Source organism: Bacillus sp. N447-1 (assembly GCF_022701035.1).
In the GTDB taxonomy this organism is placed as follows: domain Bacteria; phylum Bacillota; class Bacilli; order Bacillales; family Bacillaceae_G; genus Bacillus_A; species Bacillus_A cereus.
This window is the reverse complement of record NZ_CP065510.1, coordinates 151,365-165,612: the sequence shown is the minus strand read 5'-3', so window position 1 is coordinate 165,612 and position 14,248 is coordinate 151,365. Positions and strand designations below refer to the sequence as shown.

Sequence of the window (14,248 nt, the reverse complement as noted above, 5' to 3'; positions counted from 1 at the left end):
ATTTGTGAATAATGAAACTTAAACTACAGGTCTTTTTATTGAATAAGATGTAATGAAGCAAGCATTTTGCCTCGGTGAATTATTAATATTTTCCATTTGTTGTGATAATATATCATTAAGTAGTGGTATACATTTTGAAAAGAAATCTGGCGGGGCTCCAGCAAATGCTATGGCATCAATACAAAATTAAATGGCAATGTTGGAGATTTTCTAGAAAAAGAGTTATGTAAAAACGGTGTTGATACTTCTATGTGAGTAAATATCGATAAAGCCCAACCTAAGATATTTTTAATGGAATATTAGCTTGAGTTTCATGGGTATTTGAATCTAAAGATATTTAGGAATGCAATAGACATAAATCATATGTGCTCTATTCGCTAGAAAGAAGATAGTAACATGAATAACAACGCAGATAAATCAATTGGAAATTTACAAGTGAAAACATTGAAAATGATGAAAAATTCTACTTCCAGTAAATCTATTCTACATGGTTTTACGTTCAGCAAATTAGTATTATGTATGTTCACAAGCTAAAATACACGTTTCATATGAGTACCATTTTTAGAAAGGATCGTCTATACAACCTGAAATAAACAGTGCTACATGTAAGTGCAATATCTAGAAAATAGGTACAATCCTTTTTAAGATTTCCAGTAGGGAGAAGTGTTTATAGAAATAATTTCACAATATTTTAAGATTATTTGAAATATAAATTTAATTGTAACAAATAAAAGATGTTTTCATTTATTTATTTAATAAGGAGAAAAAGATGGTGAAAAATATATCAGATATTGCTAAATTAGCAGGCGTCGCAAAAAGTACCGTTTCGCGTTACTTGAATGGTGGATATGTCAGTGAGAAAACAAAAAAAAAAATAGAAGTAATTATTAAAGAAACAAATTTTTCTCCTAATACATTTGCGCGCAGTTTAAAAGCAAAAACAACAAATTTAATTGGAGTTATCGTTCCTCGTTTTGATTCTTTTTCTACGACAAAAACGCTTATTGGAATTGACAATTCACTTCGTGAACACGGTTATCAAATGCTTGTTGCAAACGCAAATCAAAGCCAAGAAGTAGAGGTAGAAGCAATAGAAAACTTTGTGAAACAAAAAGTAGCTGGAATTATTGTATTAACGAAAAAATTAACAGAGCAACATCATACTATTTTTCGTACATTACAAATTCCTGTTCTATTTGTCGGACAACAATATGAAGGGCACTATTGTTTGATTCACAATGATTTTGAGGCAGCATTTGAATTAGGAACATACATTTTATCACAAGGGCATCGTCATATTGCTTATGTAGGAGTAACGGAAAAAGATGTGGCTATTGGGATAAAGAGAAAACAAGGATTTCAAAAGGCGGTTGATACTTTTGCTCCATCATGCAGCGTTACGTATTATGAAACAACTGATGAAGCGAAAGATGCAATGGAACAAGTAGCATACATTTTGGAGAATAGTCTTCCGACTCTTATTTTTTGTGCAACAGATAATATCGCAATTGGAGCGATTAAGATGATTCACGAAAGACGCCTTTCTGTACCAGCAGATATTTCCGTTTCTGGCATCGGAGGATATGATATTTCGGATATGATTTATCCAGGATTAACAACTGTTTCATTTGATTATCATTACGCTGGAACGATAGCTGCCACATCTATTACAAAATTAGTTGAAAATAAGGAAGTACCAAAAATATTGAATTCAAAATATGTATTAAGAATTCGAGAGAGTATTGACAAAGTTTAAAAGCGTTTTATAATTCTTTATATAATCGTTTCCAATTTTGGATGGAAATTAAGACAGGATTCCTTTTTGTAAATAGAATACCTGTCTTCTATTTCATCTATCAACGGAACCGGTTCCACAAAAAGTTAGGAGGATTGTAGATGGTATAAAAATCAATACTTTAAGAAAATTGGATGGGAGGAATACAGAAATTATTCTTATAAAATATTTATTTAGTATAACTTTTACAATTGTTTTCACATAATGCAGTATTAAGCAATATGTACCCGAATTAAAAACACCTAATTTGATTTGAAGTATGTGATTTTCAAAAACAAGTTATACGTTTCTGGTAAAAATTAAGGATATTTCTATTAAGTTTGTAGACAAACAGGCTCTTGAATTAGTACTACAAAACATCTAATTTGATTTTCAAAAAATAAGTTATACGTTTCTGGTAAAAATTAAGGATATTTTTATTAAGTTTATAGACGAACAGGCTCTTGAATTAGTAACAAAAATACCTAATTTGAGTTAGATTATGTGATTTTCAGAAAAATTAAAGATGTCTTTATGGGGAGTGCCAGGATAATGCAATTTTACAACGCTAAATACAAGAAATATTATCCACATTCTTAGTAAAAATGAAAGTTTAATAATAAAGGCTCTGTGATTTTTATATATCTTATCTCAAATATTTTAACGTTGTAAATACGCATTTTCAGGATCATTCCTCTTTATTGTTATTTTAGAAACAGGCCTCTGGAACTAATACTATCAATCTTATAATCTAATTTATTATGACAAAATTATTTAATGAATTGGAGGCATTATCGTGAAAAAAGCTCTAATCAAAGGCGTATTGGTTACAGCAGCATCTACAATTTGTCTTGCACCTATAAGTGCTTTTGCAGAAAGTAATCAATCAAAAATTGTACAAACAAATAATCAAAATATTACAGCTAGAAATACATTATCAAATTCGATTAGATTGCTAGGATCGCAGTCACCATTAATACAAGCGTATGGATTAGTTATTTTACAACAAACAGATATTAAAGCAAGTAGTTTTGTGAATGATCAAAAAATTGCAAGGTTGAATGTCCATGAATGGGTAGATGAGTATAATCCGAAGTTAATTGATTTAAATCAAGAAATGATGAGATATAGTAACAAATTTAATAGCTATTATAGTAAATTATATGATTTATCCGGAAAAGTGAGTGAAGAGAAACAAGCAAAATTAGATTTTATCAGTGCTTTCGACAAACTTTATGGTCAAGCAGATACACTTCAAGATAAATTGGAACAAGATTTACTTGAGCTAAAACGTTTTAAAGACTCATTGGATAAAGATAATGCAAATCTATCTCAAAAGGCTAAAACAACGATTCAATCATTGGCGGGCTCAAATGGAGATGTTTTGCAAATAAGAGCAGATATTAAAAGAATTCAAGAAGAGATTCAAGCAGAACTTACAAAGATTTTAAATCGACCAAATGAAATTATTAAAGGCTCAATTAATCTTTGGAAACAAATTTTTACAATTACGAATCAAGCAGCTCAGACAAAAATAATAGATTTTATATCAATTGGGTCTCTTAGCAAGGAATTTATGTTTTCTACGGATAGTCAAACAAGAGAATCTGTTAATAGAATTCAGCAGAAGCAAAAAGAATTATTACCACTTATTCAAAAGTTATCACAATCTGAAATTCAAGTAACTGAAATTACATTTATTGAAGATCAGGTAAAAAGTTTTACGGAGCTAATCAATAAACAAATTTCAACTTTAGATTATTTGGTAAATGATTGGAAGTCAGTGGATAAAACTATGCTTCAAATGAAAGAAAATCTTAAAACAGGTCGTTCAATTGATAGTAGTGAACTTCAAAAAGAACTCAGCCAGCTTAAAAGAATAAATGATGAGATGGCTAAACAAACGAAGCAAGCTGAAGATTACGTGACAAATGTAGTGGTGCATTAATTTTTTGTAGACAATACATCACAATAGTAAATGGTATAGGGGGAGAAGAAAAATGACAAAAAAACCTTTTAAAGTAATGGCCCTATCAGCAATCATGTCAGTAGTTGCAGCGGGTAATATCCTGCCTGCGCATACATATGCAGCGGAAAGTACAACCAAACCTATTCCGGTTCATGCTAGTGTATCTGATACATCTGACAAAAATTCTCAGTATTCATTAGGTCCAGAGGGTTTAAGAGAGGCAATGCAAAAAACAGGATCAAATGCTCTAGTAATGGACCTGTATGCGTTAACGATTATTAAACAAGCTAATGTTAATTTTGATGGTATAACTACAGTTGATGCACCTTTGAAAACAAAAATTGTTCATCATCAAGATGTTGCTAGAGGAAATGCAAATCAGTGGTTGGATAAAATTAAACCGGCATTAATTTCTACGAATCAAAATATTATTAATTATAATACGAAATTCCAAAACTATTATGATACGTTAGTAAAAGCTGTGGATAATAAAGACAAATCAACACTAACAAAAGGACTTACAAGATTATCTTCTAGTATTACAGAAAACAAACAAAAAGTAGATAATTTAGTGGAAGATCTAAAAAAATTCCGAGATAAAATGACAGCTGATACGCAAAACTTTAAAGGTGATGCAAATCAATTAACCTCTATTTTAGCAAGTCAAAATGCCGGAATCCCATTAATGGAAAAACAAATTGCGACGTTAAATCAGGCGATTGGTAAATATAACAAACTTATCATTGGATCATCAGTTGCAACAGCTTTAGGCCCAATTGCGATTATAGGTGGTACGATTGTAATCGTTACTGGTTTAGGAGTTCCAATAGCAATTGGGTTAATTGCAGGTGGTACAGCAACAATAGGAGCAGGAGGAGCTGCTATTATTGCTGCAAAGAAAGAGCTTGATAATGCACAAGCATCGATCAAAAATATTAGAGGGCAAATTTCGCAAGCACAAATACAGATAGCAGGAGTAACAAGTGTTAAAACTCAAACTGAATATTTAACGAATACCATCGATATAGCCATTACTGCATTACAAAATATTTCAAACCAATGGTTTACGATGGGATCAAAATACAACTCTTTACTTCAGAATATTGCGTCTATTAGCCCTAACGATCTTGCTTTCATCAAAGAAGATCTAGGTGTTGCAAGAGATAGCTGGAAAAATATCAAAGATTATGCTGATAAGATTTATGCTGAGGATATTAAAATAGTAGACAAAAAATAATATTATGTGAATATATTGGATGAGTATTCCAAATGCGTGGATTAAGTGATGTATGTCTCCTGTTCAATTTGGGGCAGGAGATTCTTAATCCTAGTGTCTTATTAATAGAGGGATATGAAGAATTGATTGCATAACAAATTACAGCTTATATAATTTAAGTTTTTACAAAAGCAGGTGAAGATATGAATAAGTGGTTTAATAAGAAAATCATGTTGTCAATGATGATAGTTGGAATTGTGGCAAATAATATCGTACCACTACATCTTTATGCAGAACAACAAAGTAAAATACATTCATCAGTACAAAAAAGTAATAAGAGTAATTCCTTAGGCCCTGCCGGATTTAAGGGCGTAATGGAAAAAAAAACAACTAATGTATTGGTACTGGATTCGTATGCGAAAACAATTCTGAATCAACAAGAAGCAGATTTGAGTAAAATCAGTTCAATTAACAGTAATTTACAAGAAAGTATGATTAAGCATCAAAAAGATGCAAAAGTAAATGCATCTTTTTGGCTAAATGAAATGAAACCTCAAATTTTGAAAACGGATCAAAATATAGTGGAATTTAATGAGACATTTCAGTCTTATTATAGTAGTTTAATAGCGGCTGTTGACCAAAAAGACAAAGAAAAAATGAAATCTGACTTAGAAAAATTATACAGTAGTATTTTGAGTAATAAGAGTGAAGCAGACAAGCTATTAGAAACCTTAAAGGCTTTTCGAAATAGTATGGCAACAGATACAAAAAGTTTTAAAGATGATTCCAATCAATTAACAGCAATTTTAGCAAGTACGGATGCCGAAATTCCTCTTCTACAGCAGCAAATGAATACTTATAATGCTTCAATTAAAAAAAATAAAGATGTGGTGATTGCTGGTGCAGTGCTTTGCGCAGGTGTAATTACTTGCTTAGCTGGTGGGCCAATGATTATTGTTGCCAAAAAAAATATTAAAAAAGCAGAGAGAAATATAAAAGAATTAAAGATGAGAATTTCTGGGGCACAGGCAGAGATAATTAATTTGACCGATGTAAAAAATAAAACAGTGAATATGATGGAAACAATTGATGTAGCTATTAATTCTCTTCAAAATATGTCTAATGAGTGGCATACAATTGGAGCTAAGTATAATAATGTATTACAAAATGTCAAAAACATCAGTCCTGAGGAATTGACTTTTATTAAAGAAGATTTGAAGACAGCTAAAGATAGCTGGCAAGATATTAAAGATTACGCAGATAAGCTATCTGGGGTAGCTATAGAATAGTAAAATCAAAGTTTTTTATGACTGTGTATATATTTGTGTTAAAATGTGCGGAAAAATCCTTATAAATATTAAAATTCCAATTAATTCAAATAACAAATAAGAATACAAGGAGACAAGATATTATGCGAAAACAATTTCAAAAACTTTTTGTAATGGCCATGACTTGTTTAATTTTAACTGTAACAATCCCGATTTACACATCAGCAAATGCTTCTACAGCAGAGAATTTTGATTTTAAGCATGAACAGTTTATTGCACCCCCTAAAACAGGATTTGAAAATTTGTATAATCGAACTGTACTTAGTAAACATACTCCTCATCATAATGGTTATGACTTAATTTTAAGTATGAATGATGCCCAATATATAGATGGGAAATTCCAATATGGTGATTTCCGAAAAGACTTAGAAGGAGAGTGGGTGTCAATATATACATGGGATTTATCCAATTCCAACTCTACATGGGAACCATTAGGACGAGCTAAAACAGATAGTGATGGGCGGATTCATTATATTATACCTGAAGAAAATAAATTAAGGCCGGGATTACATCTTATTAAACTATATGTAGAAGGCGATGGTACAGAAGCAAATATGTATCTACGAATTTCAGATAATACTATAAAATCTGTAGTATTTGATATTGATGGTACACTAACAATCAATGATTGGGAAGGTGTACACGGTTATTTAGATGAATTATGGAATGGAACGTATAACCCTAAAATGTATACAGGAGCTAATGATGTTGTAAGGTACTACGCTAACAAAGGGTATGAAATACAATACACTACAGCTAGACCATATTGGCTCACAGAACAGACACAGAAATGGCTACAGAAAAATGGGTTTCCGAGAGGGAATCTTCATACGTATTCCGGTGCAGGTATTTTGCTAGGTAAAAAGGTAGCGACATATAAAAGTCAATACCTTCAATATATGACTTCCAAAGGAGTACAACTAGATTATGCATATGGAAACGCAACAACTGATATTGATGCATATTTCAATGCAGGTATTGTATCTAATCATGTATTTATAATTGGACCAAATGCAGGTTTAAAAGGAAGTATGCCTATTACTAATTATCCTGAGCATTTAAACACATTACCTCGTTAAAACTAGAGATTATAGTGCGTAAATTTTAAGGTTTTTGTAAGTTGTTTTTAGATTTAAGCATAATATCACCCTATAATTCGTAATTTTTAGAAATGATAAAGTAATGAGAATTATCTCTCTATTTGAAGAAACCACTAATTCTTAGTGAGATAATGAACCTTATATCAAAATGACAGGGCAATAGATGTACTTGTATGAAGTGATTACTTTTCCAAAAGAATACCGATTTTTCTCAATTAATAGCCTTTAACGAAGGATTTGGCTTTGATTCCGTAGGTTAAGTTTCGAAACAAGGTGTATTACTAAGTATAATTGTGAAAATCTAGTTAATGAATGATTGAAAAAGACAGGATATTATATAAACGTAATATCCTGTCTTTTCTGATGTTCTATATATCTATAAAACTATCCTTATATAAATAACTAATAAGAGAAATTCCATGCAATTTATGTTGAAATGGGCCTAACTTTTTCCTATTTACAAACAGTACATGAATCTCGACTAATGGGGGGCCTATAATGAATTCTGCTCTATTTCAAGAAATTCAAAGATATATGAAAAAGAGAGAATGGAATAAAACCCAACTTTCTAAGAAATCAGGTATTCATATTAGTGAGATTAGCCGTATTCTTAATCATAAGCAATGTCTATCTCTACACAATCTAAACGCTATTACAACTGCTTTTGGATTATCTGAAAGTACTTTTTATTCATATTATGTAGAAGAATGTTTAAATGAGGGAAAACACATAGATAAACGGAGAAGTATGCAATTCTTGCATAAGTGTGCAGCCGCTGATTATGAGACGCATGTAAATAGCTTAATAGATTTAATGTTGGAAGAAAAATCAAAAACATTTAGAAAGAAAAATTTATTGTACATTTTTTACACAGCAGAAACCCTTTTTCTTGAAGGAAAAGTGGAGCAGGCACTCCCTTTATATGAGGTGATTATTGGGAATGAGTTGGATCGATTTTCAGAAAAATTGGCAATAAGCTATTTCAAAAGGTTTCTTATCCTAAGAATGACTGAAAAAGGACAACATGCACTATCTCACTTGTTAGAGTATTTGGTATACATGCCGAGTAAAAATATACAAGAAGCATATTTTTGGATTATGGCAGATTTCTATCGGCGTGAAGAATGGGGGCAAGTGCTACATTACGCAGAAATATTAGAACCATTGGCAACTGATAAAGAGTATTATGGACAAGCTATTATGTATAAGAGTTTGGCACTGAAGAGATTGGGAGCTTCCCTCAAAGAAGTATTGGATATAAATAATCAATACGCACAAGTAAACGATTTTTTTGCAGATGCAGCTGTTGGGAATCGCTATGTTGCCCTGTTGGATTTTGGGGAATTTGAATATGCAGATGAATATTTATCCTGGCTGGAAAATAGGGATGATATATATGTTGGCTTACCAAGAATATTGGAGGCCTACGTTCATTTAGATCGATTAAAGGATGCCAAAAAATTGATAGAAAGATTCAAATATGTAATTGAAGATATGGCTGTAAGTAAGGAACCGTGGTTAAAAGAAAAAATGTATTTAAATTATCGCTATTCATACGCTTTGTTTCAATGTGAAAGTAATCAATTTGAAAGTGGCATAAATGAGTTATTGGAAGTTGCGGATCTGTCAACTAGAATAGGAAATATAGAAAAATTCAAAAAATGTTTGTCAGCTTTTTGGAAATATAGATTCTATGCGACTTCTCAACATAAAGAGAAATATACCCACCTATTAAGTACGGGAAACTTTTATTGAACATTAATCTATCATTGTTTAAGGAAATGATACTGCGAATTATGTACATTAAGGATAAATTCTTATGTACATAATTCGCATTTATTTGTTTTCTTTTTCTGATTTTGGAAAGACTTGTCGTTTAAAACAAGTTGCCATTGCTACAGGATGGGCAGTTTTTTATCCACTGTAATCATGCAAGGTTTAAAAATATATGAAAAATCACTTGGCTACTTGTTCATCTCTTGATCTGCTTAGATAAAATCAAATATATTCCTCACTGAATCAACTGCACGGTATAAATATATCCATCGCCCTTTTACTTCCATACTGGTTTCATCGACTTTCCACGAGTTATGATGTTGTACGTTCCCTTCTAATCGAGGTTCACATGGGTGAATTCATCGCCTAATAGTTGTTGGATGAGTTGCAATACTAAGTTCATTCAATATTACCAAGACACCAAGATAGCTTAAAAGGAATAGTAGCAGCCAATGGCTACCTAAATAATATTTGGTTAAGATTGCTTCCTCTTAAAATATCACATTTATTGTTCTTCTCACTTTATATAAAATTGATGCAATTTTGCAAATATTAAAATTATATCAATTTTATATAAAATGAATCTTATAAACAATTTATTAAAAAGGAGAGAACGAGATGAAGAAGAAATTTGTAAAAAATACTGCAATTTTTGCACTTAGCACTGCAGTCCTGCTTGGCAACTTGCCAAACATTAACAACATCACAACTGCTAGTGCAACATCATCAACAGGAGTCGAACAAATATTATCAAAATTGACTCCAGAACAGCGCAAAGCAATTCACGAATTGAAAACGAGTGATCAAGGAGGGCTTCAATTATCTCCTAAAGTAGACTTAAAAAGTGAAGATTCCGTTTCTGTAATTGTTGAATTTAAGGACAAGCCACAGCATACAGCGATGATAGAGGCCAAAATCGTAGGAAAACCTCTTACTGAGACTGAAGCAAAACAAAAAGTAGATGATGCACATGAAATGTTTCAAAATGATTTAAAAACAATATTCAAAGATGAATTGAAAGAAAAGAAAGAACCTTACACGATTAAGCAAACGTACAAGCAAGCGTTTAACGGTGTTGCCATGAAACTCCCTGCTAACAAAGTAAAAACATTACTTAACTCTAAGGCTGTAAAGAATGTCTGGAGTGATATGGAAGTACATGTTGAACCGCCTGTTAAAGAACAAGATGTGAAGCAACAAGCGGAAACACATAAAATGGTAACGTTTCCTGGTATTGAAAAGCTCCATCAAGAGGGCCTTACCGGAAAAGGTGTGAAGATTGGTTTTCTCGATACAGGAATTGACTACAATCACCCAGATTTAAAAGACGCCTATAAAGGCGGTTACGATTTTGTTGATAATGATGAGGATCCTATGGAAGCAACATACGATGATTGGCAAAAATCTGGGAAACCAGAAGATTTGATAGATGGATCTAAATATTATACTATGCACGGAACACATGTAGCTGGAATTATTGCCGGTCAAGGAAAAAATAGCACAGACTACGCGGTAAAAGGGGTAGCGCCAGATGCCGACCTCTATGCGTATCGTGTACTAGGTCCATACGGAGCAGGTTCAACATCATCTATTTTAGCTGGGGTTGATAAAGCAGTATCAGACGGTATGGACATCATCAGTATGTCTCTTGGCGTGGATTATAATAATCCTTTATATCCTGTAAGCATCGCTGTTAATAACGCGACGATTGCAGGAGTTACAGCGATTGTAGCCGCAGGAAACGCGGGTGGCCAAATGTATACGCTCGGTTCTCCAGGCGCATCTCCATTAGCAATTACTGTCGGAGCAAGTGACACATCAGTCGAGGTTCCCACATATAAAGGAACATTGCATGCGGATACAGATATATCAACTGATTTGAGACTAATGGCCAGGGGATACAGCGATAAATTGGAAGAGTTTAAAGGAAAAAACCTGCCAATCGTGGATGTGGGGCAAGGCGACGCGTCCTCTTATAAAGATAAAGATGTAAAAGGAAAACTGGTCCTTGTGGCTCGTGGAAACGATAGCGTGCAAAATAACATAGCGGTTGCAAAACAAAATGGAGCAAAAGCGGTTCTTTTATATAATACAAATCCGCCTTTGCAAGATATATATTTAGGGGAAAATTTAAATTATATTCCGACGTTTTCTTTAAGCAATGAACAAGGAACTACAATTAAGCAAAAATTAGATTCTGGAAATACAACATTCTCCTTTGATGATATGAGCAAAATAGTAATCGAAGGAGATAAGTTGGCTGAGTTCAGTTCTCGTGGCCCGTCTCGTATACTATATGATATTAAACCGGAAGTAACAGCGCCAGGGGTCTCTGTCTTTTCTACGGTACCGTCCTATATGAATGGCCGAGACCAAATTGGAAATTATCAATATGCCTACGAACGGTTATCAGGAACTTCTATGGCAACGCCAAATGTTTCCGGAGTGGCTGCACTTTTGAAGCAAGCCCATCCAAACATGAAACCTGCTGATATTAAGGCAAACCTCATGAACACAGCAGATCCATTAAATGGGGATTATAGCGTATTTGAGGTGGGAGCAGGACGTGTCGATCCATACGAAGCAGCTCACGCGCAAACACAAATTCAAATAAAAGATAAAACAGAAACAGTGGGGGAAATTGCTAGAAATACAGGTAGCTCTAATACTTCGGATAGCAAAGAAAGTAAAACGATTGAAGAATATACCGGCGCACTCAGCTTTGGTACATTTGCAACAAATGGAAAAAATGTGCAGGATAAGCGTGCTGTAGTTATCTCTAATAATAGTAAACAAGCAAAAACGTTCGATGTGAAGGTACAGTTCCAGACTGACCGAAGAGGTTCAAAGGATGCGGCAGCAAATGGTGTTCAAATCCTAACCGATAAGACAATCAAGGTAAAAGCAAACTCAAAGCAGAATACAAATGTTTTAATTGGCGTTCCCAAAGAAGCAGCATTAGGAACATATGAAGGGTATATTACGTATACAAACAAAGATAATCCAGAAGAAATCTATCAAATTCCATTTGCTATTCATACAGTGGAAGAGGGAATCGATCATATCGCAGTAGATCCACCAGCCTTTACGACCGCGGTTGATTCAGGCCATCCCGGAATCAGATGGTCAGTGGGTCTTAACTTTAAACTAAAATCCCATATGCGTACGATGGATCTATTCCTTATAGATCCGAAAACGAAAAAAGAAATAGGATTTCTTGGTACATTGGACGGTCTGGGGGCGGATGCAAATGTTGATTATATTTTAAGGGGGGCAATGAACGAGGGGGATTATTATCCATTAACAGGAAATCCAGATCATCCGATCTCATATGATAAGGTACAAGCCGAACCAGGATTGTACAAAATCAGGATGATAGGGAAAAATGATAAGGGAAAAACGTTTAGTGCAGATGCCCCGGTTTATTATAGCGCTACACAACCGACACTCAATCTCAGCGTGAAATCTGGTGTATATGAATATAGTCCAGATCAACAATCTGTATCGATAACAGGTTCTGTGCATGATCCAGGTGTGGAAGAGATGAAGTCTGGCGGTATAGATGCTTCCCAAGCAGATAATAAAGTTAAATATACGGTGCCGAAAAGTAATGGAGAACCAGAAGAATTTTCGGTTCCTGTAGATGCTAATGGCAATTTTTCCACAAAAATCCCGATGAATCCAAATGTACAACCATTCAAAGTTGATTTTTATGCAGAAAACAAGGCGACAGTACAGAACTATTCCAGTTATAAACCTTTATACTATGTAAAACAAGGCACACCGTATGGGACAGCTATTGCTGATAAACAGATTGTAAAAGCTGGTGAAACAGTAACTTTTACCCTTTCCATGAACAATATGACAAACATGAAGCAAGCAGTTTATTCATTTATAGATTCAAATTCATCGAGTGTGGATCTAGTAAGTGTTAAACCGCATGCGACATTGGAAGGTAAAGTAGATATTAAGACGGTGAATACAGATTTAGAAGGCGAAACAATGATAAAACGGGACATCACTGCAACATTAACTGGTGATGCAGCACAAACAGGAGTATCTGGAAAGGTTCCAATGGTAGATATCACATACAAAGCAAAAGAGACTTCCCGTGTTACAATTTTAGATTTAGCAAATTTCAATGTATCGTATACAAATACGGATGGTACAGCAAAATCCACATTCGGTATTAGTCTTCCTTACCAGATTGAACGAACATACTCCTTCATGAAATCATGGATCAGTGCAGAAGCATTTATGGAGCCTGTTTCAGAGATACCGTTACCATTAGAATATGTAAAAGCAGGTGCAAAAGCCAAAGTGACCGATGAAACAGGAAAAGAATATCAAAACACACTAGGTAGTACTAGTGATAATGGAAACCCTTGGCATTTCACATCTACTACTCTACCAGTAACGGATAAACCATTTACATTAGAGGTAGATATGCCTGGGCATTTCACTGTCAAGAAACCTTTTACAGTCGGGGTGAAAGAAAATGGTGAAGTGAAACCGTACTCGAAGGCACTGTATTATAATCAGGCACCTGCAGGAGATGTGAACAAAGATAATGTTATCGATGTGAAGGATGCGCTTGCCATTCAAGCTGCTTGGAAAACAAACAAACGCGAAGCGGACATTAATTATGACGGTACAGTAGATGAAAAGGATATGCAATATGTAGTGAATAACTATTTAATGCAAAACCCATGGATGTTGGACAAGGCTCCAAAACCAGAAGAGAAACAAAATGGAAAATCATTAAATGACATTCTTCAAGAGGTGGGAATGAAGTAATATATATAAACGTAATATGCTGGATTAGGTTCATTTGTAATAAGATGATTTTAAAAAACGGTGCCGATCGAAATGACGTTACCGTTTTTTGAATCTTTGATGATTTAAAAGCATCGTCACATCACGCTACCAAGGTAAAAGAATTAATTGCTTTCAAAACGAAGATATTGGGTTTGATCAATGTAAAAGTCATATAATTTTCTTTTTAGGGAGCATTTTGAAATATTAACTCAATAAACATACGTCGACTTCCTTTACGGTTTGAATTGTATACCGCTAAGTTTAGAT

Annotated in this window: 9 protein-coding genes; 8 read left to right on the top strand and 1 reads right to left on the bottom strand. The window is 33.7% G+C overall.

The annotated features are described in order from the left end of the window. Positions 1-396: 396 nt before the first annotated feature. From IQ781_RS28120 to IQ781_RS28090, 7 genes are all read left to right on the top strand, one after another. Positions 397-534: a hypothetical protein gene (locus IQ781_RS28120; RefSeq protein WP_242808386.1), complete on the top strand. Its 138-nt coding sequence runs from the start codon at positions 397-399 to the stop codon at positions 532-534. Between the two features lie 235 nt (positions 535-769). Then, positions 770-1,756: a LacI family DNA-binding transcriptional regulator gene (locus IQ781_RS28115; protein ID WP_242808385.1), complete on the top strand. Its 987-nt coding sequence runs from the start codon at positions 770-772 to the stop codon at positions 1,754-1,756. 814 nt (positions 1,757-2,570) lie between these two features. Continuing rightward, on the top strand, positions 2,571-3,722 hold the full coding sequence (gene nheA, locus IQ781_RS28110) for a non-hemolytic enterotoxin subunit A (RefSeq protein ID WP_242808384.1): 1,152 nt from the start codon (positions 2,571-2,573) through the stop codon (positions 3,720-3,722). A gap of 52 nt (positions 3,723-3,774) precedes the next feature. Then, on the top strand, positions 3,775-4,980 hold the full coding sequence (gene nheB, locus IQ781_RS28105) for a non-hemolytic enterotoxin subunit B (RefSeq protein ID WP_242808383.1): 1,206 nt from the start codon (positions 3,775-3,777) through the stop codon (positions 4,978-4,980). Positions 4,981-5,162: 182 nt separating this feature from the next. Continuing rightward, the gene (gene nheC / locus IQ781_RS28100) at positions 5,163-6,248 is read left to right on the top strand and encodes a non-hemolytic enterotoxin subunit C (protein ID WP_242808382.1); all 1,086 of its coding nucleotides are present in this window, start codon (positions 5,163-5,165) and stop codon (positions 6,246-6,248) included. A 122-nt stretch (positions 6,249-6,370) separates the two neighbouring features. Continuing rightward, entirely contained in the window at positions 6,371-7,366 is a 996-nt protein-coding gene (locus IQ781_RS28095; RefSeq protein ID WP_242808381.1) for an LNS2 domain-containing protein, read from the top strand. A 519-nt stretch (positions 7,367-7,885) separates the two neighbouring features. Beyond that, positions 7,886-9,142: a helix-turn-helix domain-containing protein gene (locus tag IQ781_RS28090; protein WP_242808380.1), complete on the top strand. Its 1,257-nt coding sequence runs from the start codon at positions 7,886-7,888 to the stop codon at positions 9,140-9,142. A 233-nt stretch (positions 9,143-9,375) separates the two neighbouring features. On the opposite strand, the gene IQ781_RS28565 is transcribed toward IQ781_RS28090, so the two are convergent. Beyond that, positions 9,376-9,522: a DDE-type integrase/transposase/recombinase gene (locus IQ781_RS28565; protein ID WP_481748677.1), complete on the bottom strand. Its 147-nt coding sequence runs from the start codon at positions 9,520-9,522 to the stop codon at positions 9,376-9,378. Between the two features lie 259 nt (positions 9,523-9,781). Here IQ781_RS28565 and IQ781_RS28240 point away from each other — a divergent pair, with 259 nt between their 5' ends. Then, positions 9,782-13,960, top strand: coding sequence for a S8 family serine peptidase (locus tag IQ781_RS28240; protein ID WP_282093705.1), 4,179 nt, complete (start codon positions 9,782-9,784; stop codon positions 13,958-13,960). The last annotated feature ends 288 nt before the right edge of the window (positions 13,961-14,248 follow it).